Annotated in this window: 18 protein-coding genes; 15 read left to right on the top strand and 3 right to left on the bottom strand. The window is 63.0% G+C overall.

The window, feature by feature from the left end:
• Positions 1 to 142 precede the first annotated feature (142 nt).
• The 8 genes from ACK28C_RS07660 to ACK28C_RS07625 all read left to right on the top strand — a co-directional run bounded on the left by ACK28C_RS07660 (position 143) and on the right by ACK28C_RS07625 (position 7,261).
• The gene (locus ACK28C_RS07660; RefSeq protein ID WP_409152019.1) at positions 143 to 400 is read left to right on the top strand and encodes a TM1266 family iron-only hydrogenase system putative regulator; all 258 of its coding nucleotides are present in this window, start codon (positions 143 to 145) and stop codon (positions 398 to 400) included.
• Entirely contained in the window at positions 393 to 1,466 is a 1,074-nt protein-coding gene (gene hydE / locus ACK28C_RS07655; RefSeq protein ID WP_409152018.1) for a [FeFe] hydrogenase H-cluster radical SAM maturase HydE, read from the top strand. Before ACK28C_RS07660 ends, hydE begins: the two co-directional genes overlap by 8 nt.
• 318 nt (positions 1,467 to 1,784) lie before the next feature.
• Positions 1,785 to 3,233: a [FeFe] hydrogenase H-cluster radical SAM maturase HydG gene (hydG, locus tag ACK28C_RS07650; RefSeq protein ID WP_015556336.1), complete on the top strand. Its 1,449-nt coding sequence runs from the start codon at positions 1,785 to 1,787 to the stop codon at positions 3,231 to 3,233.
• 8 nt (positions 3,234 to 3,241) lie between these two features.
• The gene (gene hydF / locus ACK28C_RS07645) at positions 3,242 to 4,465 is read left to right on the top strand and encodes a [FeFe] hydrogenase H-cluster maturation GTPase HydF (RefSeq protein WP_015556337.1); all 1,224 of its coding nucleotides are present in this window, start codon (positions 3,242 to 3,244) and stop codon (positions 4,463 to 4,465) included.
• Between the two features lie 123 nt (positions 4,466 to 4,588).
• A complete protein-coding gene (gene rsmG / locus ACK28C_RS07640; RefSeq protein WP_208872854.1) occupies positions 4,589 to 5,359 on the top strand; it encodes a 16S rRNA (guanine(527)-N(7))-methyltransferase RsmG in 771 nt (256 codons plus the stop codon).
• Entirely contained in the window at positions 5,359 to 6,147 is a 789-nt protein-coding gene (locus ACK28C_RS07635) for a ParA family protein (protein WP_279369720.1), read from the top strand. Before rsmG ends, ACK28C_RS07635 begins: the two co-directional genes overlap by 1 nt.
• Positions 6,126 to 7,025 carry a ParB/RepB/Spo0J family partition protein gene (locus ACK28C_RS07630; protein ID WP_409152017.1) on the top strand — a complete coding sequence of 300 codons (900 nt, stop codon included), beginning with the start codon at positions 6,126 to 6,128 and terminating at the stop codon, positions 7,023 to 7,025. Before ACK28C_RS07635 ends, ACK28C_RS07630 begins: the two co-directional genes overlap by 22 nt.
• The gene (locus ACK28C_RS07625; protein ID WP_015556338.1) at positions 7,022 to 7,261 is read left to right on the top strand and encodes a hypothetical protein; all 240 of its coding nucleotides are present in this window, start codon (positions 7,022 to 7,024) and stop codon (positions 7,259 to 7,261) included. The genes ACK28C_RS07630 and ACK28C_RS07625 overlap by 4 nt, the downstream gene beginning before the upstream one ends.
• A gap of 53 nt (positions 7,262 to 7,314) precedes the next feature.
• On the opposite strand, the gene ACK28C_RS07620 is transcribed toward ACK28C_RS07625, so the two are convergent.
• Positions 7,315 to 7,701 carry a hypothetical protein gene (locus tag ACK28C_RS07620; RefSeq protein ID WP_208872860.1) on the bottom strand — a complete coding sequence of 129 codons (387 nt, stop codon included), beginning with the start codon at positions 7,699 to 7,701 and terminating at the stop codon, positions 7,315 to 7,317.
• A 425-nt stretch (positions 7,702 to 8,126) separates the two neighbouring features.
• Here ACK28C_RS07620 and ACK28C_RS07615 point away from each other — a divergent pair, with 425 nt between their 5' ends.
• Positions 8,127 to 8,387: a hypothetical protein gene (locus ACK28C_RS07615; RefSeq protein ID WP_015556340.1), complete on the top strand. Its 261-nt coding sequence runs from the start codon at positions 8,127 to 8,129 to the stop codon at positions 8,385 to 8,387.
• 31 nt (positions 8,388 to 8,418) lie between these two features.
• A complete protein-coding gene (gene tpx, locus ACK28C_RS07610) occupies positions 8,419 to 8,934 on the top strand; it encodes a thiol peroxidase (RefSeq protein WP_015556341.1) in 516 nt (171 codons plus the stop codon).
• 62 nt (positions 8,935 to 8,996) lie between these two features.
• Here the strand turns inward: tpx and ACK28C_RS07605 are convergent, their stop codons facing one another.
• Positions 8,997 to 9,284, bottom strand: a complete 288-nt coding sequence (locus ACK28C_RS07605; RefSeq protein WP_208872862.1) for a DNA-binding protein — start codon at positions 9,282 to 9,284, stop codon at positions 8,997 to 8,999.
• A gap of 378 nt (positions 9,285 to 9,662) precedes the next feature.
• Positions 9,663 to 9,956 carry an OB-fold nucleic acid binding domain-containing protein gene (locus tag ACK28C_RS07600; RefSeq protein ID WP_409152016.1) on the bottom strand — a complete coding sequence of 98 codons (294 nt, stop codon included), beginning with the start codon at positions 9,954 to 9,956 and terminating at the stop codon, positions 9,663 to 9,665.
• Positions 9,957 to 10,699: 743 nt separating this feature from the next.
• On the opposite strand from ACK28C_RS07600, the gene ACK28C_RS07595 reads away from it, so the two are divergent.
• The 5 genes from ACK28C_RS07595 to ACK28C_RS07575 all read left to right on the top strand — a co-directional run bounded on the left by ACK28C_RS07595 (position 10,700) and on the right by ACK28C_RS07575 (position 19,789).
• A complete protein-coding gene (locus tag ACK28C_RS07595) occupies positions 10,700 to 12,187 on the top strand; it encodes a hypothetical protein (RefSeq protein ID WP_409152015.1) in 1,488 nt (495 codons plus the stop codon).
• A gap of 723 nt (positions 12,188 to 12,910) precedes the next feature.
• Positions 12,911 to 15,571 (top strand): hypothetical protein, encoded by a 2,661-nt coding sequence (locus ACK28C_RS07590; RefSeq protein WP_409152014.1) that lies wholly within the window; start codon positions 12,911 to 12,913, stop codon positions 15,569 to 15,571.
• Positions 15,571 to 16,977 (top strand): hypothetical protein, encoded by a 1,407-nt coding sequence (locus tag ACK28C_RS07585; protein WP_409152013.1) that lies wholly within the window; start codon positions 15,571 to 15,573, stop codon positions 16,975 to 16,977. Before ACK28C_RS07590 ends, ACK28C_RS07585 begins: the two co-directional genes overlap by 1 nt.
• Positions 16,978 to 16,994: 17 nt before the next feature.
• On the top strand, positions 16,995 to 18,365 hold the full coding sequence (locus ACK28C_RS07580; RefSeq protein WP_409152012.1) for a hypothetical protein: 1,371 nt from the start codon (positions 16,995 to 16,997) through the stop codon (positions 18,363 to 18,365).
• A gap of 17 nt (positions 18,366 to 18,382) precedes the next feature.
• A complete protein-coding gene (locus tag ACK28C_RS07575) occupies positions 18,383 to 19,789 on the top strand; it encodes a hypothetical protein (RefSeq protein WP_409152011.1) in 1,407 nt (468 codons plus the stop codon).
• Positions 19,790 to 19,810 lie beyond the last annotated feature (21 nt).

Below are 19,810 nucleotides of genomic sequence, written 5' to 3'. Positions count from 1 at the left end.
TCAAAGGCCCGCGAGAGGCGCCTGAGAAGAAGGGCTCATCCCGTACGTTCCGCCGCGCCCTTCGTCACGGGGCGCGGCTTTCTCATTTCGCGGCCGTTCCTTCATCACATCATGGGCACAATTTTTCAGGGGGGGATCGTCCATGGAGACAAGAGTTGCCGTCATGAGCATCGTCGTCGAGAACGTGGACTCCGTCGAGGAGTTGAACGGAATCCTGCACGAGTTCGGGGAACACATCATCGGGCGTATGGGGCTGCCCTACCGCCGCCGGAAGGTCCACATCATCTCCATCGCGCTGGACGCGCCGCAGGACACCATCTCCGCCCTGTCGGGGCGGGTCGGCAGCCTGAACGGCGTCAGCGTCAAGACGGCCTTTTCCAACGTCGTCTTCCGTGAGTGACGCGGGAGGGGACTGCCTTCCGCTGATCCGGGCCCTGGCGGAGCGTCGAAGCCTGAGCCTGGACGAGTACGAGCGCCTCATCGTCCGCCGCACGGAGGAGGGCGCGGCCCTGCTCCGGACGCTGGCCGCCGGGGAGCGGGACCGCATCTACGGGCAGGACGTCTACGCCCGCGGCCTGATCGAGATCAGCAGCTTCTGCCGAAACAACTGCCTCTACTGCGGGCTCCGGCGCGACAACGGACGCTCCCGGCGCTACCGCCTGCCCCCGGAGGAGATCCTGGACTGCACCCGCGAGGGCTACGAGCTCGGCTTCCGCACCTTCGTCCTGCAGGGCGGCGAAGACGACCACTTCACCGACGCCGTGCTCTGCGCGCTCGTCCGGGAGATCAAGGCGCGCTGCCCCGGCTCTGCGGTGACGCTCTCCCTGGGCGAGCGCGGGAGGGCGAGCTTTCAGCGCCTCTTCGACGCCGGCGCGGACCGCTACCTCCTGCGCCACGAGACGGCGGACCCGGCCCACTACGCAAGGCTGCACCCGCCCGAGATGTCCTTTGCAAACCGGATGTGCTGCCTTCGGGACCTGAAGGAGATCGGCTATCAGGCAGGCTGCGGCTTCATGGTGGGGTCCCCCTTTCAGACCGCGGCGGAGCTGGCGAAGGACCTGAAGTTCATCGAAGCGTTCAAGCCGGAGATGTGCGGCATCGGCCCCTTCATCCCGCAGGCGGACACGGAGTTCCGAGGCCGCCCGGCGGGAAGCGCGGAGCTGACCTGCTACCTCCTCTCCATCATCCGGCTCATCCACCCGCCCGTCCTGCTGCCCGCCACGACGGCGCTGGGGACCGTCCACCCCATGGGTCGGGAGATGGGGATTCGGGCCGGCGCCAACGTCGTGATGCCGAACCTCTCCCCCGCCTCCGTGCGGAAGAAGTACGCGATCTACGACGGCAAGCTCTGCACCGGAGAGGAGTCCGCTCAGGGCCTTGCGCGCCTCGCGCGCAGGATGGCCGGCATCGGCCGGCGCCTCTCCATGGACCGAGGCGACGTCAAGCGGGAGGCCTGGCCCGCCTGATTCGCCCGCGATGGAACGCGAGCGCGTCGCCGCCTCAAAGCGTCTAAACCTTAATAATAGTTAAGGAAGCGCTGATTAATCTTCAAAAATTGTTGAAAGCAATCAAGGAACATCAATAAAGGGTATCCTTCAGCGCTTCCCTAAAATTTTAAAATGGGGCTACGCCCCAAGCCCCACGCGCTTCGCGCGGCCTGATGAAGTTTCATACGCTGAAGGGAGCCCATACGGTTGACAGTTCTCAACGACTTAATCAGTGTTTCCCTAAAAATATCTAACAGGGAAGACGACGTTCTGACCTGAAAGAAGGGGTGATCATCCATGGCTGTTTACGATCCAAAGTCGCTCCGCGCAACGGAGTTCATCAACGACGAGGAGATCCTGGAGACGCTGGACTACGCGGACCGCAACAAGGAGAACGTCCGCCTGATCGACGAGCTCCTGGAGAAGGCGCGCCCGCGTCGGACCGCGGGGGGCTGTCAGTGCAGCGGCCTCACCCACCGGGAGGCCTCCGTGCTCCTGGCCTGCGAGATGCCGGACAAGGTGGCGAGAATGTACGAGGTGGCGGAGGAGATCAAGCTGGCGTTCTACGGAAACCGCATCGTGATCTTCGCGCCGCTCTACCTCTCCAACTACTGCGTCAACGGTTGCCTCTACTGTCCCTATCACACGGCGAACAAGACCATCCCGCGCAAGAAGCTGACGCAGGAGGAGGTCCGACGCGAGGTCGTCGCGCTGCAGGATATGGGGCACAAGCGGCTGGCCATCGAATCCGGTGAGGACCCGGTCAACAACCCCATCGAGTACATCCTGGACTGCATCAGGACCATCTACGGCGTCCACCACAAGAACGGCGACATCCGGCGCGTCAACGTCAACATCGCCGCCACCACGGTGGAGAACTTCAGCAAACTGAAGGACGCGGGCATCGGCACCTACATCCTCTTCCAGGAGACCTACCACAAGAAGGGCTACCTCGAGCTGCACCCCACGGGTCCCAAACACGACTACGACTACCACACCGAGGCGATGGACCGGGCGATGGACGGCGGCATCGACGACGTGGGGCTGGGCGTCCTGTTCGGGCTCGACAAATACCGCTACGAGTTCGCCGGGCTTTTGATGCACGCGGAACACCTGGAGGCGGTTCACGGCGTGGGACCCCACACCATCAGCGTGCCGCGCGTCAAGCGGGCCGACGGCATCGACCCCGACGTCTTCGACAACTCCATCTCCGACGACACCTTCACGAAGATCGCCGCCTGCATCCGGCTGGCCGTGCCCTACACGGGCATGATCGTCTCCACCCGCGAGTCCGAGGCGGTGCGGGCACGACTGCTGCAGGTGGGCATCTCCCAGGTCAGCGGCGCGTCCCGTACCTCCGTCGGCGGCTACACGGAGGAGGAGCGCCCCCACGACACGGAGCAGTTCGACGTCTCCGATCAGCGCACGCTGGACGAGGTCGTCCGCTGGCTGATGGACAGCGGGCACATCCCCTCCTTCTGCACGGCGTGCTACCGCGCGGGCCGCACGGGAGACCGGTTCATGAGCCTGTGCAAGAGCGGCCAGATCCTGAACTGCTGCCATCCCAACGCCCTGATGACCTTGACGGAGTACCTGGAGGACTACGCCAGCCCGGAGACGAAGCGCATCGGCTACGAGATGGTGGCGCGCGAGCTGAACCGCATCCCCCGCGAAAGGGTGCGAGCGACGGCACGCGAGAACATCGAGGCCATCCGGAACTCCAACCGGCGGGACTTCCGCTTCTAGGGGACGCCATGGGGCTGAACGACACCCCGTCGGGCGAGCGGGTTCACGTGGCCTTCTTCGGGGTTCGGAACGCGGGCAAGTCCAGCCTCGTCAACGCCGTGACCGGGCAGGACCTTTCCATCGTCTCGGACGTTGGGGGCACCACCACCGACCCGGTGAGGAAGGCGATGGAGCTCCTGCCCCTTGGCCCCGTGCTCATCATCGACACGCCGGGGCTGGACGACGAGGGGGCGCTTGGGGCCCTGCGCGTGGAGAGGACGCTCCGCATCCTGGCGGAGACGGACGCCGCGGTCCTGGCGGCCGACGCCCGGCGCCCGCTCACGGAGCACGACCACAGGCTGCTGGCCCTCCTGAAGGAGAGGGCCATCCCCTTCCTCATCGCCCGCACCAAGGCGGACCTGCTGAGGCCGGAGGAGCGCCCCGCGCCGGGCCGGGACGAGCTCTGCGTCAGCGCCGTCACCGGCGAGAACGTCGAAGAGTTGAAGGAGCGGATTGCCGCCCTCGCCCGGAGCGTGGAGGACAAAAAGCGCCTCATTGCGGACCTCCTCTCCCCCGGCGACACGGTGCTCCTCATCATGCCCCAGGACGGCTCCGCCCCGAAGGGGCGCCTGATCCTGCCGCAGCAGCAGACGGTCCGGGAGGTCCTGGACGCCCACGCCATCGTCGTGGCCTGTCAGGAGACGGAGGTCGCGGAGGCGCTCTCCGGGCTCACCCGCCCTCCGCGCCTGGCCGTCACGGACTCCAAGGTCTTCGCCCGCGCCGCGCAGGACGTGCCCCCCTGCGTGCCCCTCACCTCCTTCTCCATCCTCTTCGCCCGGTACAAGGGGAACCTGGCGGCCCTGGCCCGTGGGGCGGGGCGGCTCTCGCGCCTCAGGACCGGGGACCGGGTGCTGATCGCCGAGGGCTGCACGCACCACCGCCAGTGCGGCGACATCGGGGTCGTCCTCATGCCGGGGTGGATCGAGCGGTACGCCGGCGCGAGGCCCTGCTTCGACTTCGCCTCCGGCGGGGACTTCCCCAGGGACCTGTCGGGCGTTTCCCTCGTCCTCCACTGCGGCGGCTGTATGCTGAACGAACGGGAGATGCAGCGCCGTATCGGAGAGGCGGAGGCCGCGGGCGCGCCCATCGTCAACTACGGCATGGCCATCGCGCAGATGCACGGCGTCCTGCGCCGCAGCCTAGAGCTCTTTCCGGACGTCCTGAAGCTGATGGAGGAGGAGCGGGCCGGGTAGGATACGGCAGGGACGGTGGAAAGCTAGAAGGGGAGGCTGCGTCCGCGCGGCCTCCCCCCGCCGTCCGCGGACGCCGGGGGCAACAAACGGCAGGCGGCAATGACGGAACTAATGATAGAATAGATGGCACTGGCCGAGGTCGAATTTCAGGGGGCGGACGGTTTGGGCGAGAGGGAAGAAAAGGACAAAAAGAGGGCCTCCTTCGGCGGGGCCACGCCCGCACAGGGTCCCGGCCCCGCCGAGATCGAGGAGACGCATCGGGCGGTCCTGCGCCGCTACGCGGACCTTCTGGCGTCCTGCACGACGGCGCGCCTGACGGGCACGCGCGGCGCGGAGGAGCTCTACAGCCTGCACGTCGCGGACTGCCTTGAGTCCGTGCCCTTTCTGCCGCCCACGGGACAGGTCCTCGACCTCGGCAGCGGCGGCGGGCTTCCCGGACTGGTCTGGGCCATCTGCCGGCCGGACCTCCGGATCCTCCTGCTGGACAGCGTCGGCAAGAAGTGCCGCGCCGTGCAGGAGATCGCGGAGGCCCTCGCGCTCTCCAACGTGACGGTCCTCTGCACTCGAAGCGAGGAAGCCGCCCGCACTCGGCGCGAGTCCTTTGCCCTGGCTGGGGCCAGAGCCGTAGCCAGCGCGGGCGTCACGGCGGAGCTCCTGTCCCCCTTCGTGGAGGTGGGCGGGGTTCTCCTCACCTTCAAGGGGCCGAAGCTCGACGCGGAGCTGGCGGAGGTGCGCGGCCGCTGGCAGGGGCTGGGACTCAGGGCGCCCCTCATCTACGGGTACGGAGGGCCGGAGTCCTCCCGCCGCCTCGTCCTGTGGGAGAAGGCTTGGCCCTGTCCCCGCGCGTACCCGCGCCCCGCAGGCGCGGCTTCAATGAAAGGCTGGTGGCTGTAGTGCCAACGTCCGATCAGGCTCCAACGATCGTTGTATCCAATCAAAAGGGCGGCGTGGGGAAGACGACCACCTGCATCAACCTGGCGGCCGAGCTGGGCCGACACGACTACTCCGTCCTGTTCGTGGACATGGACCCCCAGGCCAACGGGACGAGCGGGCTTGGGGTCAACGCCTCGGCCCTGGGAAGGAGCGTCTACAACGTCCTCATCGGCGACGTCCCCATTCAGGACGCCATCCTGACGACGGCCTGGAAGAACGTCAGCCTGCTGCCCTCGTCACTGGACCTGGCCGGTGCGGAGATCGAGCTGGCCAGCGCCATCAGCCGGGAGTCCAAGCTCAAGCGCCAACTGGAGAAGGTCTGCGGATACGACCTCGTCCTGATCGACTGCCCCCCCTCCCTGGGCATCCTCACCCTCAACGCCCTGGCGGCCTGCGACCGCCTCCTGGTGCCCATTCAGTGCGAGTACTACGCGCTGGAGGGCGTCACCCAGCTGGTCCGCACGGTGAACCTGGTCCACGAGACGCTGAACCCGTCGCTTGAGATATCGGGCATCCTCCTGACCCTCTACGACTCGCGCACCCGCCTGGGCAACGAGGTGATGGCGGAGGTGCGCCGCCAGTTCGGCGACGTCGTGTTCGACGCGGTGATCCCCCGCAACGTCCGCCTGTCCGAGGCGCCGAGCTACGGCTCACCCATCGCCTACTACGACGCCAACAGCACGGGGGCCCGCGCCTACGAGGCCCTGGCGAAGGAGGTCATCCAGCGATGGCTGAGCGAAAAGCCCTAGGCAAGGGGTTCTCGGCCCTCCTGGGGAGCGGGGCGGGCGACGCCGCCCTGGAGAAGATCTACCGGGTACGCCTGGAGGACCTCCGGCCGGACCCGGAACAGCCCCGGAAGGAGATGGACGAGGAGGAGCTGAAGCACCTGGCCGCGTCCATCGAGCTCCACGGCATCCTCCAGCCCCTCCTCCTGCGGAGGGAGGAGGACGGAGGCCTCCGCATCGTCGCCGGGGAGCGGCGCTGGCGTGCGGCGGCCCTGGCGGGCCTGCGGGAGGTCCCCGCCCGAATCCTGACCGCCTCCGAGGCCGAAGCGCGCGAGCTCTCCCTCATCGAGAACGTCCAGCGGAAGGACCTCTCCCCCATCGAGGTCGCCTCCGCCCTCGCGGCCATGATCGAGCGCAGCAGCCTGACCCAGGAGGAGTGCGCCGACCGTCTGGGGTGGAGCCGGGCCCTCGTGGCAAACCGCCTGCGGCTCCTCAAGCTGCCGGACGAGGTGCGGGGGCTCCTGGCGGCAGGGCGCATCACCGAGGGGCACGCCCGGGCGCTCCTGGGCGCGGAGTCCGCCGCGAGGTGCGTGGCTCTGGGCCTGCGCGCTGCCGATGGAGCCATGACCGTGCGTCAGCTGGAGGAGGCCGTCCGCCTTCCGGAGGAGGACGAGCCAGTGGCTCCAGAGCTGCCGGCGCCCCCCCGCGGGCGATTCCAGGCCCTGCGGCTTCCTCGGCCGCTCCGCGACTTTCGGCGACGGGGCATCAAGATCCGCGTCGGACGGCGCAGCGGCGCGGGACGCATCGTCTTGGACGGCCTGCAGGGCGTGGACGACGCTCAGCTGCTGGAGGCGCTGGAGACGTGTCTCAGGATGCTCTATCCGGAGGAGGCGGCACGATGAAGGGGAAGGGGCTTCGGGACGTGGCGCTCTTCGGCCGCGTCCTCTCGACGGGCCTGGTGGTGGCCGGTTATGCCTTTCTTGGCGTTTGGCTGTCGCGGTGGCTAGACGCGGAGGGGTACCCCGGCTGGCTCTCCGTCGCCGCCATCCCGGCGGCGCTCCTCTTCGGCCTGTGGCAGGGCTGGCTCTTCCTGACGAAGATCGCCCGTCGGGGCCCGCAGGACGGAAAGCCGCTATGAAAAAGGCCGGTCGGGCACCCTTGCCCGACCGACCTTGACCTCAGACGCCGCCGCTACTTCCTCAGCTTCGACCCTATGGAGCGCAGGACCGTGTTGCGGTCGGGAAGCGCCTCCGTGTCGGCATTCCAATACTGCCGTGCCCGAAAGCGGCTGGTCCAGTCGACCCCAAGAAAATCCATGAGCAGGCTGACTCCCAACACCAGCCACAGCACGATCGCCAGATAGCCCAAAATCCTGAAGCTCAGCAAGAGAGCGCGGTCCGTTGCGCGCTCCAGCCGGTGCACCGTGCCCTCGGCCTCGAGCCTCTCCTCCGCGGTCAGGGTCTTCTCCCTCCGCCGAAGGTTCAGTATCTGCCACAGACCGGAGCCTCCGCGGGCCCACTGCCACAACCCCAAGCCGAAAAAGACGATCCCAGCCCCCAGCCAGACAAACGTCATCATCTTCGCCTCCTCGCCCCAAAGGTTCCTGCCTGACGCCCTGTCACCTGCGTCGGGTCCTCCTCATGATTATACAGGCACCGACCGTTTATGCCAAAGCCCTTCCGGCTCCGCTGAGGAAACGCTGGCCAAATCGTCGAGAGCGGTCAACCGCAGGTCTCCCCTCAGCGCCTGAAACTCCATCGGGCCGCGCGAAGCGCGTGGGGCAGTTCAGGCGCTGAAGGACACCCCTGGTTTGACGATCTCCGATCGCTTCCCACCACTTTTAAGATTGACCGACGTCCCCCTTAAATATAAGCTGAACGATCAAAGTCAGGTAAAAGCCCTTAGCCCGCGCCCTTTGCACGAGGCCCCGTTTACGATACAATGCTTCGCAGGCACGAGGTCGCGAGGCCGCAGCCGACAAAGACCGTGAGGAGGGTTTTATCATGGAGTGGATCAAGGCACCGGCGGACACCCCCGTCTGTCCGGAGAAGAACATCCTGCTGAAGGACATCGTCCAGCTCATCCTGGACGGGGCGGAGACCCCGGAGGCGGTGATGGCCGAACTCGAACTGACGGGCACGGAGGAGGGCACGGACCAGATCCCCGCGATCCTGGACGTCTTCGTGCCCGTGGTCAACGCATGGCAGACCGGCATCTGCAGCGGCGGATGCAGCGGATGCAGCGGCGGGTGCTGTGGGGAATAAGCAAATTTCAAATTAAGGGGAGGTCATCGCAATGCAGGAAAGAACGGGAATCATCACCATGAAGGGCAAGCCCCTGACGCTTCTGGGGACGACGCCCAGGGTCGGAGACAAGGCACCGGACTTCGTGGTCCTGGACAGCGGCCTTGCCGAAAAGAGCCTGAAGGACTACGCGGGGAAGGTGAAGGTCCTCTCCGTCGCGCCGTCCCTGGACACGCCGGTCTGCAGCCTTCAGCTCCGCTGGTTCAATGAGGACGCGGCTCAGGAGCCGGGCGACGTCGTCGTCCTGAACCTCACCATGGACCTTCCCTTCGCCATCAAGCGCTTCTGCGCCGTCGAGGGGATCGAGAACGCCATCGCCCTCTCCGACCACCGCACGGCGTCCTTCGGGACGGCCTACGGCGTGCTGATCAAGGAGCTGCGCCTGTTGACGCGCTCCGTGTTCATCGTGGACAAGGACGACGTGGTGCGCTACGTGCAGGTGGTGCCGGAGGTGACGGACGAGCCCAACTACGAGGACGCCGTCGAGGCCCTCAAGAAGCTGCTGTAACGCACGCCGGGGTGCGGTCGAGGCGGGCGGAACGCCCTTCGGTGGCGCTCCGCCCGCCCCTCTCACTTAATGGCGCTGCACCGGACGTAGTTGACGCCGCTCCCCCGCGAGGAGCGAAGCGTGCCCTCCACCGCCACGGGGTCTCCGTCCTTCTTGCCCGACAGGACGTCCCTCAGCGCCTGATCGTAGACGCGCACCACCAGGAAGTCCTTTCGCGGCGAGCCGTCCAACTCGTGGTTGTCCTGCTTCACGGCAAAACGCACGTACTTTCCCGTGCCCGTCTCGCCCTCCGCCTGCGCTTTGATGAAGTGCACCTGCCCCGCCAGCCTCACCTTATTCTCCCAGCTCAAGGGAAAAACCTCCTTAAAATTTGCTTATCTTATACCAATTCGCGTTTAATATGGATTGCCTCCCCTGAAAGGGGAGGTGGTTCGCGTCAGCGAACCGGAGGGGTTCAGCCAGACGACGCAGCTTATGCAATCGCGTCAACGATTGCGGCGCTGCGTTGGTCGGCTGTGCCGAAGCAAGGCAATGGATTGCCTTGTGGAGGCGTTGACGGGGAATGTCAGACAGGCGCGTCTTATGAAAAACACCCCCCAGCCCCTTCGGAGCAGCCCCCCTTGCAGGGGGGCCTTTCTTGCCCTTTAGACGCAAATTGGTATTATAATGATTTCAGGCATACCGCCCGGAGAACGCGGAGGCCTGCCCCGACGCCGGGGCGGCCTCCGTCAGCTCTGTGCCTCTATAACGTCCAGCTTCAGTGCGGCAAGGTAGAGCTCTCCGCTCCCCCGCGAGGAACGGAGGACCCCATCCACCCAGACGGGGGTCCCCTCCGCCAGGTTCTTCAGCTTCTCCTGAAGCTCGGCGGGAAAGGCGCGCACCGTTAAAAAGTCCTTGCGGGTCGTCCCATCCGGCCATGGGTTCTCGTGACGGATGGAAAAGGGAATGTACTTCTGATCCTTCTTCCTGCTGATAAAGTGCAGGAGGCCTGAGACCGTGACGCTGTTTTCAACCTGAACCATTACACCTCACCTCGTCTTGTCGTGACTGGAACTTCCTGTTCGTGAACGGGAAACGCCGGGCCATAGGACGTCTCGTCGTGGGCGTCCCCCTGCCCTTTGCCTTGTCTTTTATTTTACAACGTAATGGACTAAAGTCAAAGCCCGGAACGGCTCCCCAAATCCGCAGGTTCGGCGGCCTTATCGAGGCTCAAGCCCGTTGTTGTACAGGTAAGCCGACTTTGACCTTGCACCCGTCCGGTGCGGCAGAAAACGCGCAAAACCTGACCTCACCGCATGTTAAAAACTTTGCCTGTGGATTTGGGAGGTGCACGAGTCCTTGACATATTTCTCCCTGGAGCCTAACATGGGAAAATAGAAGTGGAAATATGTATTGTCTGGAATCGTTATAAATTCGGGGGCGGCGCGGGATCCGGGTACGACCTGAGTAAATATACGGAATTCCATGGAAATGCAAAGGCGCGGAGCAACCCGAAGGGGATGCTCCGCGCCTTTGCATGTGTGGAGACAGTTCGGTCGGTTTCGCAGACGTTTTTGTCGGAGAATAACGAGACGTACGGCGGCTTCGATTGCAAATCTTCGATTGCAAATGAGGTACATTCCGGAGAGCGGACCAATGGCGGACTATACGGATTACCCCAACCCGCGGGCAAAAAAACAGCACCTTGCAGGGACTGTTTGCAAAAACAGTGTTAAGCTTAAGTCACCAAACAATAAGCCATCACCTGCGAGGTGCGAAGACCATTATGCCATACAGACGACCAAAAATCGAGGTTAAGACGACAGACAAGATGCAGGACATCACCCCTTTTGCCGGCCTTTTCCCCGTTATCGAACTTTGGAATCGGCTCCATCTTGACGAAGTCATCGATACTTTCATAGGAATCAGGAAGGACAAAGGGTACCGGGACTCCGAGCAGCTTCTGTCGATGGTCCTGCTGAACCTCAGCGGCGGCAGAGCCGTGGAACACCTGAAGTTTTTGAAGGAGCAGGCGGGGCTGAAGAAAGTCTCCCTGCCGTTTCCATCTCCGACGTCGGCCCGGGACTACGCCAGCTGTTTTCATAACGAATCGGAGGACCGGGAGCGGGGTCATGGTCGTTCCTTTATCCCGGCATCGAATGAGGCGCTGAGGGGATTTGAGGAGGTGCACCGCCATCTTCTGAGGTGCGCGTTCGAGGCGTCCGTGCAGGAGGAGTTGACGCTGGACCAGGACGCGACGTTCATCGAGACGGAGACGAGCGGGGCGTTGTACAACTACCAGGGGAAACGGAGTTACGAGGCGTTGAACGTGTACTGTCCGGAGTACGACCTGCCTGTGGCGACGGAATACCGGGACGGGAATGTGAAGCCTGGGCACGGACAGCTGGAGCAGTTGCAGGGGGTATTGGCGCATCTTCCTGCGGGAGTGAGGAAGGTGAGGTACCGTTCGGACAGTGCGGGTTACCAGACGCGTCTTTTGCGCTATCTGGCGGAGGGTCAGGATGCGCGTTTCGGGGTGATCGAGTTTGCGATCTCGTGTCCTGTATACAGGGATTTCAGGGAGGCGGTGGAGGCAGTTTGTGAGAAGGATTGGCGCCCTTTGGGCAACGGCCAGGAATGGGCGGAGGTCGTCTATGCGCCACAGTCTTTGAGTCTCGACAAGAAAGGTCCGACGTACCGTTTTCTTGCCATTCGCGAGGCATTCGAGTTGGAGGGATCGGGAAAGAAGCTTCGACTGTCTCAGGAGCTGCAGGACTCACGGCAGCTGTTCATACCGGAGCTGATCGACGACCTGGAGTCTGAGAACGCCAAGGTGAAGAAGCTGCATCTGACGGAGCTTGGCGGCCACGTATACAAGGTGTTTGGTATCGTGACGAACCTGTTGGATTGGGAGGGAGGAGCGGTAATCCGGTGGTATCGTGAGCGGTGCGGCAAGTCAGAGGAAGTGCACCGTATCCTGAAGGAGGACCTGGGCGGCGGGCACGTCATCTCGCACCGATTTGGGTCGAACGCGTTCTGGTGGAATGTGTCGGTGCTGTCTCTGTCGCTGCACAGTTTGTTAAAGCGTCTGCTTCTGCCTGAAGCGTTGAGGAGTTACCGTCCCAGGACGCTGCGATTTTTGTTTTACACGAGCATAGGGCGTATGGTGCGCCATGCGCGCCGCATGGTGCTGCAGGTGAAAGGGGGAGTTGTGGGGAGTTGGTTTCTGGGAGCGTACCGGAAGCTTGAGAAATTGGCTATCTCGCTGGAATGAGCAGGAGAACGCCGGGCCAATAGCCGAGAGGGGGTGTGGGTGCGAGCCCACGCTGACGGGGTTATTGTGAGAACGGGAAGATATTTCCGTATTTAAAGGCAGCGGAGGGGTGAACAGCCCATTTTTTAAAACTTTTCCTCTGCCTGGCCCTTTACTTTGCCCGCACTTTGCGTTCCCGTGGATTTGGGGATTATATGAAGGATTGACGGAGGTGCGGTCATGAAGAGGCGATGTGTTTTTCTTGCAGCAGTGTTGTCGGTGTTCTGGGGGGGACGGATAGTTTCCGCGGAAATGCAGGTTCGTCTTTTCTCCCCGCCTGATGCCTATGTCGGCGCGCCTTGCCGTTATACGGTCGTGACGGTCGAGGCGATGAAGAGCGCGACTTTGCTAGCGGTCGAGGACGTCTCTGGCCGGGTCCTCCATGAGAACCTGCCCTTGTCGGTCGAAGGCGGAATCTATGCGGCGACGCGCCGGCCCCTGTCCCTTCCGGCTGAGGGCGACTACCGCTTCCGGGCGGCACTGACTGACCACTCCGGGGCAACCTCCTTCTTTTCCTTTCCCGTTCGTTGCCGTCCGGCGCCGAAACCTCTGAGGGACTTTCGGGCCTCCAAGGCCCCCTATTACGTAGGGCAGAGCTTCGAGGTTGCGGCGATCTTCGCATCCCTGCCCGGCAGCGTAGATATCGGTATCCTGAAGGACGGTGATTACCAGGGTGCCGATGTCATGCTGAACAGCGGCGATCTGGAGGCAATCGGGTATCCGACGCCCCGTTCGTCCGGGGTTCACGAGGTCGTCCTGACGTTCGTCGATCCCTCCACTCGGAGGGTATGCAGAGAGTCCATCCCCGTTTATGTCGATACCTACGATCGCGGCGGTGGGGAGATCGCTATCGAAAAGAGTGGCGGAGGCTGTCGCTCCTTTCCATTTTTCATTTCGTCGTTTTTTCTCGTGCTTTTCTTCGTTGTCGTTAAAAGAAAGGTGGAAAGAGGCGGGAGACGTGCAGCCTGCCTTCTTCTGTTGATGGTACCGCTGTCCCTGGCGGCGCTCCCCGCCGGAGCTGCAACCTACAGGGTGACCGACCCGGGGGACGACATGAACGATCCACCCGCCGGAAGCCTTCGGTCTATCTTATGGACGATCCGGTTGCTGGGGACGGAGGGGGATGTCATCCAATTTGCGCCGTCGGTCCATGAGATCGATCTGTGCGGCGTGCTCGATGCGAGTTCGATAAGAGGGCTGAAAATCGATGCCAGCACGGGTCGTGAGGGAGAGCGTCTGGTTCTTGGCCTTCGCGACGGGGGCTACCGTCATCTGCACGCCGCTGGGGATTTCCTCGCCAACGGGCTTGTACTGAAGGGGTTCGGCAGGGGGGACCCTCGGAATACGGGGGAGTGCAATGGGGGCCTGCTCTGTAACTGCAGCGGTTTCGTCCTCAAAGACTGTTCCTTTGTCGACATCGTTGGAGGGGAGAGCGCCGTAGTTATCGACTTAGGCGTTTCCTACGGTCGAGACTCGCGGATGGAGCGCTGTCTGTTTCGGGGGAGATCCCGAAGTGGTCCCGGCACATTGCTGGCGGACGGCGTCAACTTGACGCTGTTGCGAACGTTCGTGGGCTGGAACCGCGCGGACCGCGGGGGAGCAGCGGCTGTCTCCCATCCCTCGCCGTGGCCCTCGGTACACAACACGATTGTCGGCAATCAGCTTGGCGATGTCGTCGTCTCTCCGGATTTCACAATATGCCGGTCGGCGGCGAGGCATGCTGTCGTGGAAGAGGTTCCCTTTGCCGTACATCATGCATTTTTCCCCTCGATAAGGAAGTGGGCACCCGGAGGATGCCTCGTGCTGGAGGATTGCCTTCTCGTCGATAACGAGACGCAATCGGCCGGCGGCGCGGTGAAGGCTCAGGCCCTGACACTGTGCAACAGTACGTTGTTCGGCAACGTCGCGAGGCGGAGCGATTCCGCCATTTTCGGGGTGCAGCCACTCTTTTATGCCTCGTTGCTGGCGGATGGGCTCGAGGACAGCGCAGACGGCGTTGTCCTGGATGAAAACTGCAACCTGGTTGAAGCACCGTCCGCTGGCATGTCGGACGGCACGGTCGGAGAGGTTTTCGAGTCATGGCCCCCGGAGGCCGAGGATCGCGGGGGCCATGCGCCCACGATTCCAATAAGATACGCCGGTCCAGCCGAGGGGAGGGTTTCCGCCGACCTGCCGGCTATGCTGACAGATTACCCCTGGAATTTCCGAGCCGATGCACGCGGCGTTCCACATGACTATTCGAAAGGGGCCTCCGTCGGCGCCTGGGGGTTCGGGCAGGTTTCGCTTCTTCCGGGAAACATCCGGAATTCCACGACGATCGCGTTCCGCCCAAAAGACACGGGCTCGATCAAGGTGAAACTGGTGGAGAAGATAGAGACCGGCTCAGACAGCGTGACGAACTGCCTGAAGGACGTGGAAATCCGTTTCGAGTTGATGCAGGGCAGCAATCTTGGACGGCTGCCCCAGGTGAGGATAACGGAGGACAACGGACGCGCGTTTGCGGTGGTCGATACGCTGGAGGGAGGCGACGGCATGGTCCGGGCTTCGGTTGCAAACAGGCCGTTGCAGTATCTGGATCTGTCGGTCCGCCTGAAGCGCCCAGGGCCTGGGGAACCCACGCCTCGGGACGGCGAGGACGATCTGTATGTCGTTGCGCTGAGCCCCAACAGCACGAAGAATAACATGGAAAACACGTACGTCGCGACATACTCTCGGCCCTGTGCCTACAGCACCGTGTCGATCCGCCGTAAGGGACATCCCGAGGCGGTTGAGAAAGAACTTCCCATCGCGATATCGGACTCCGTCCGGGGGACGATAGGCAAAAGACTGACCTTTGCGGAGAAGGGCAGTTATATTTTCGACTTCAGGATGACGGACTCTGCCGGAAGGAGCTACGAGGACTCGAGGGAGGTCCGGGTATCGGACGTGTCTCTGAAGGTGTTTCGCCTGTCCGACCCTCCATATTATCAGGACAAGACATTGTCTATGATTGCTGTATTCACGAAGGCTCCCAGGGCCGTCGATATGACGCTGACGGATGAGGACGGCAGGGAGTTCAGGCCGGACATCCGCCACTCGGACGATCGGCTGGAGTGGGAGGGCCTTGCCGTGCTGAGGGAACCGGGATACTACGCGGCCCGCCTGGACTACACGGACGGCGGGGATGGTACGGCCCGCAGCGAGCGCTACACCATCCGGGTGGCGGAGTACTATGGCGAGGGGAGCGATACGACGATTGTGGAGCGCGGCGGCGGATGCAATGCCCTGTACGGCGCCGCTGTTCTGTTCCTCCTTGTGTGCCTCTTACTATTTGGCCGGTCCGGAGGAGCGGGAGGCCGCTTCTGATGGGGAAGGTAAAGGTGGTGACGATGTTGAGGAGGAGAGCGATTGCCTTTCTGTTCGCCGCGCTGATGGCGTGGCCCGTGACGTACCTGATCTTTCGTGACCGGGGCAACTGGGAGTTCGTCCGGGTTCCGGGGCGGGAGTACTGGATCGACCATGCGGCGGGCGGCTTTGCCGGGGGCTCCGGCGGTTGGGGCGACCCCTACGTGATCGAGACGGCGGAGCAGCTGGCCCTGGTGGCGAAACGGGTCAACGGAGGGGGGGCGAAGGGGGCCCATTTCCATATCTCGAGTGATATCGACCTGTCGGGCCGGGACTGGGTGCCGATAGGGACGAGGGAAAACCCCTTCACGGGACATCTGGAGAGCACCGGAGCCGTCGTCTCCAACCTGACGATCCGAGGGGACCGCGACGGTCAGGGGCTCGTCGGGGTGATGGAACAGGGGCGTTTGTCGAGCGTCACGCTGGAGAGCGTGGACGTCGAGGGGCGGGACCGCGTCGGCGGGCTCGTCGGGGGCGGGGATTACATAATCATCGGGAGCTGCGGCGTATCGGGCTCGGTGCGGGGAAGGGATCGCGTAGGGGGATTGGCCGGGGACACGAACTGGAGCTATTGCATAGATGGATTCTATCGCGGCGAGGTCACGGGCAGGGAGGAGGTCGGCGGTCTGATCGGTCGGTGGGCGAAGGAGTCCAGAAGGTGGAGCGGCTGCGAGGGGGGAATGGCCAGCGCCAGCTCCTGTGCGAACGTTTGGAACAGCGCCTTTATTCGGGGTGTCGGTGTTATCAGTCGCGTCAGAGGGGCAAAGTGTGTTGGTGGCCTCATTGGCTATGTAGCGGCAAATGGGTATAGCATCTTGAACGGTTTTTTTACGGGCAGGGTGGCTGACGATCGCCATGGATCGACTGTTGCCATGGTGGGAGGCGGGGGCAGTATACCGGATTGGGACTACCGGGAGAATTTCCCCTATGATCTCGTGTGGAGCAAGCCGGGAGCGTGGATTTTTCTGAGAGAGGACGCCCTGTTTGTCCGTGTTTGCGGGGAAAAGGGCACCGTAAGGGAGGTGCGGGTCCCCAGCCGGGAGGGACCTGCTGTCCTGCATGCCGTCGTCTCGGAGCAGGTTCCAGATGGGCTCACAAGCTCGGACAGGGTGCGCTATATCGAGGTGAAGAGGGCATCGGGAATCCCCGAATTGGCCTTTACCGATATCGGAGGTCCCGTTGGCTGGCATGGGATCAGGTTTTTTATATCGATGTATTCCGGAATGGCCGCGGACCACATCAAGCTGCCCATAGACGAGAACTGTGAGAACTTTTTTGCCCCCCGGGGCCTGTACTGCATCCCCTGCGTCAAGTTCCTCGATGACGATACCCTGGATGTGACTTGGGTTCTGATCCGCGTGGTTTAAGGAAAAAGGTGGTGACGATGTTGAGGAGGAGAGCGGTTGTATTTCTGTTCGCCGCGCTGATGGCGTGGCCCGTGACGTACCTGACCTTTCGTGACCGGGGCAACTGGGAGTTCGTCCGGGTTCCGGGGCGGGAGTACTGGATCGACCATGCGGCGGGCGGCTTTGCCGGGGGCTCCGGCGGTTGGGGCGACCCCTACGTGATCGAGACGGCGGAGCAGCTGGCCCTGGTGGCGAAACGGGTCAACGGAGGGGAGGCGAAGGGAGCCCATTTCCATATCTCGAGTGACATCGACCTGTCGGGCCGGGACTGGGTGCCGATAGGGACGAGGGAAAACCCCTTCACGGGATATCTGGAGAGCACCGGAGCCGTCGTCTCCAACCTGACGATCCGAGGGGACCGCGACGGGCAGGGGCTCGTCGGGGTGATGGAACATGGGCGTTTGTCGAGCGTCACGCTGGAGAGTGTGGACGTCAAGGGGCGAGACCGCGTCGGCGGACTCGTTGGCGACGGAGATTACACGCGCATAGAAAACTGCGGTGTATCGGGCTCGGTGCGGGGAAGGGACCGCGTGGGTGGCCTGGCCGGTTATCTCGATTGGAATTTTTGTGAGTTCAACCTCTACCGCGGCGAGGTCACGGGCAGGGATGAGGTCGGTGGTCTGGTCGGCCGGTGGGCGAGGGAGTCCAGGAAGTGGAGCGGCTGCGAGGGGGGGATGGCCAGCGCCAATGTACAAGATATTTGGAAAACCACCCTGATAGGGTTCTCCGGAGTTGTGGGCCATGTGTCCGGAGAGCGTTGGGTCGGCGGAATTGTCGGGTACATTACTGAAAGACACAATTCTTTTAGAAATCCCAGCTTCATGGGTAAGGTGAGCGACAGGCGCCACGATTCAATGGTGGCTCTGATAGGAGGGATTAAGGGTGCACCACAAGAGGCTATTAAGGAAATGCCCTCCTACGAGCTTTTCTATGGATGGGGCACACTGCTTTTGAGGGAGGGCGGCCTGTTCGTCCGTGTGGATGGAGAAGAGGTGAGAATCCCCGGCGAGGAGGGGCCTGCGGTTCTGCGGGCCGTCATCTCCGGGCAGGCTCCGGAGGGGATCGCAAGCTCGGACAGGGTGCGCTATATCGAGGTGAAGAGGGCCGTGAAGAGGGCCATGGAGGTTTACGAGTTGGGCAGCGTCCCTCTGGGCGAGTCGGGGTATAATCCCATGGCCATGTTTTTTACCGGAGGTTATTTCACTGTGGAGGGCGACCGTTTCAAAGTGCTTTCCACGGAAGGCTTGGGAGGAATCTACGCCCCCCGTGGCCTGTACTGCGTTCCCTGCGTCAAGCGCCGGGAGGATGGGGCTTGGGATGTCGTCTGGGTTCTGATCCGCGTGGTGTGAGGAAAAAGGTGGTGACGATGTTGAGGAGGAGAGCGATTGTATTTCTGTTCGCCGCGCTGATGGCGTGGCCCGTGACGTACCTGACCTTTCGTGACCGGGGCAACTGGGAGTTCGTCCGGGTTCCGGGGCGGGAGTACTGGATCGACCATGCGGCGGGCGGTTTTGCCGGGGGCTCCGGCGGTCCGGGCGACCCCTACGTGATCGAGACGGCGGAGCAGCTGGCCCTGATGGCGAAACAGGTCAACGGAGGGGGGGCGAAGGGGGCCCATTTCCATATCTCGAGTGACATCGACCTGTCGGGCCGGGACTGGGTGCCGATAGGGACGAGGGAAAACCCCTTCACGGGACATCTGGAGAGCACCGGAGCCGTCGTCTCCAACCTGACGATCCGAGGGGACCGCGACGGTCAGGGGCTCGTCGGGGTGATGGAACAGGGGCGTTTGTCAAGCGTCACGCTGGAGAGCGTGGACGTCGAGGGGCGGGACTGCGTCGGCGGGCTCGTCGGCGACGGAGATTACACGCGCATAGAAAACTGTGGTGTATCGGGCTCGGTGCGGGGAAGGGACCGCGTGGGTGGCCTGGCCGGTTATCTCGATTGGAATTTTTGTAAGTTCAACCTCTACCGCGGCGAGGTCACGGGCAGGGAGGAGGTCGGTGGTCTGATCGGCCGGTGGGCTAGGGAGTCCAGAAAATGGAGCGGCTGCGAGGGGGGGATGGCCAGCGCCAGCTCCTGTGCGAACGTTTGGAACACTGCTTTGGTAGGGTTCTCCGGAGTTGTAGGCCGCGTGTCCGGAGAGCGTTGGGTCGGCGGAATTGTCGGGTACGTTGCTACAAAAGGTTATTTTCTTCATAGATCGCCTTGTTTCATGGGTAAGGTGAGCGACAGGCGCCATGATTCAATGGTGGCTCTGGTAGGAGAGCTTGAAGGGATGAGGGTGCCGCAAGGGAGGATACCGCAAGGGGTTGTCAAAGAAATGCCCTCCTACGAGCTTTTCAAGTATGGATCGGGCACACTGCTTTTACTGAGGGAAGGCGGCCTGTTCGTCCGTGTGGATGGAGAAAACGATGCGACGAAGGAGGTGAGAATCCCCGGCGAGGAGGGACCTGCGGTTCTGCGGGCCGTCGTCTCGGGGCAGGTTCCGGAGGGGATCGCAAGCTCGGACAGGGTGCGCTATATCGAGGTGAAGAGGGCCGTGGAGGTTTACGAGTTGGGCAGCGTCCCTCTGGGCGAGTCGGGGTATAATCCCATGGCCATGTTTTTTACCGGAGGTTATTTCACTGTGGAGGGCGACCGTTTCAAAGTGCTTTCCACGGAAGGCTTGGGAGGAATCTACGCCCCCCGTGGCCTGTACTGCATCCCCTGCGTCAAGCGCCGGGAGGATGGGGCTTGGGATGTCGTCTGGGTTCTGATCCGCGTGGTGTAGTCGTGTGGCACGTTATGGAGG

This window comes from Fretibacterium fastidiosum, from assembly GCF_964642095.1.
In the GTDB taxonomy this organism is placed as follows: domain Bacteria; phylum Synergistota; class Synergistia; order Synergistales; family Aminobacteriaceae; genus Fretibacterium; species Fretibacterium fastidiosum.
Note: the sequence above shows the minus strand (reverse complement) of the source record. Positions and strands in the feature narration are given on the sequence as shown.

Coding starts and splice junctions, on each gene's coding strand:
- ACK28C_RS07660 (WP_409152019.1), top strand. CDS start 143: ATGGAGACAAGAGTTGCCGTCATGAGCATCGTCGTCGAGAACGTGGAC.
- hydG (WP_015556336.1), top strand. CDS start 1,785: ATGGCTGTTTACGATCCAAAGTCGCTCCGCGCAACGGAGTTCATCAAC.
- hydF (WP_015556337.1), top strand. CDS start 3,242: ATGGGGCTGAACGACACCCCGTCGGGCGAGCGGGTTCACGTGGCCTTC.
- rsmG (WP_208872854.1), top strand. CDS start 4,589: ATGGCACTGGCCGAGGTCGAATTTCAGGGGGCGGACGGTTTGGGCGAG.
- ACK28C_RS07630 (WP_409152017.1), top strand. CDS start 6,126: ATGGCTGAGCGAAAAGCCCTAGGCAAGGGGTTCTCGGCCCTCCTGGGG.
- ACK28C_RS07625 (WP_015556338.1), top strand. CDS start 7,022: ATGAAGGGGAAGGGGCTTCGGGACGTGGCGCTCTTCGGCCGCGTCCTC.
- ACK28C_RS07620 (WP_208872860.1), bottom strand. CDS start 7,701: ATGATGACGTTTGTCTGGCTGGGGGCTGGGATCGTCTTTTTCGGCTTG.
- ACK28C_RS07615 (WP_015556340.1), top strand. CDS start 8,127: ATGGAGTGGATCAAGGCACCGGCGGACACCCCCGTCTGTCCGGAGAAG.
- tpx (WP_015556341.1), top strand. CDS start 8,419: ATGCAGGAAAGAACGGGAATCATCACCATGAAGGGCAAGCCCCTGACG.
- ACK28C_RS07600 (WP_409152016.1), bottom strand. CDS start 9,956: ATGGTTCAGGTTGAAAACAGCGTCACGGTCTCAGGCCTCCTGCACTTT.
- ACK28C_RS07595 (WP_409152015.1), top strand. CDS start 10,700: ATGCCATACAGACGACCAAAAATCGAGGTTAAGACGACAGACAAGATG.
- ACK28C_RS07590 (WP_409152014.1), top strand. CDS start 12,911: ATGCTGAACAGCGGCGATCTGGAGGCAATCGGGTATCCGACGCCCCGT.
- ACK28C_RS07585 (WP_409152013.1), top strand. CDS start 15,571: ATGGGGAAGGTAAAGGTGGTGACGATGTTGAGGAGGAGAGCGATTGCC.
- ACK28C_RS07580 (WP_409152012.1), top strand. CDS start 16,995: ATGTTGAGGAGGAGAGCGGTTGTATTTCTGTTCGCCGCGCTGATGGCG.
- ACK28C_RS07575 (WP_409152011.1), top strand. CDS start 18,383: ATGTTGAGGAGGAGAGCGATTGTATTTCTGTTCGCCGCGCTGATGGCG.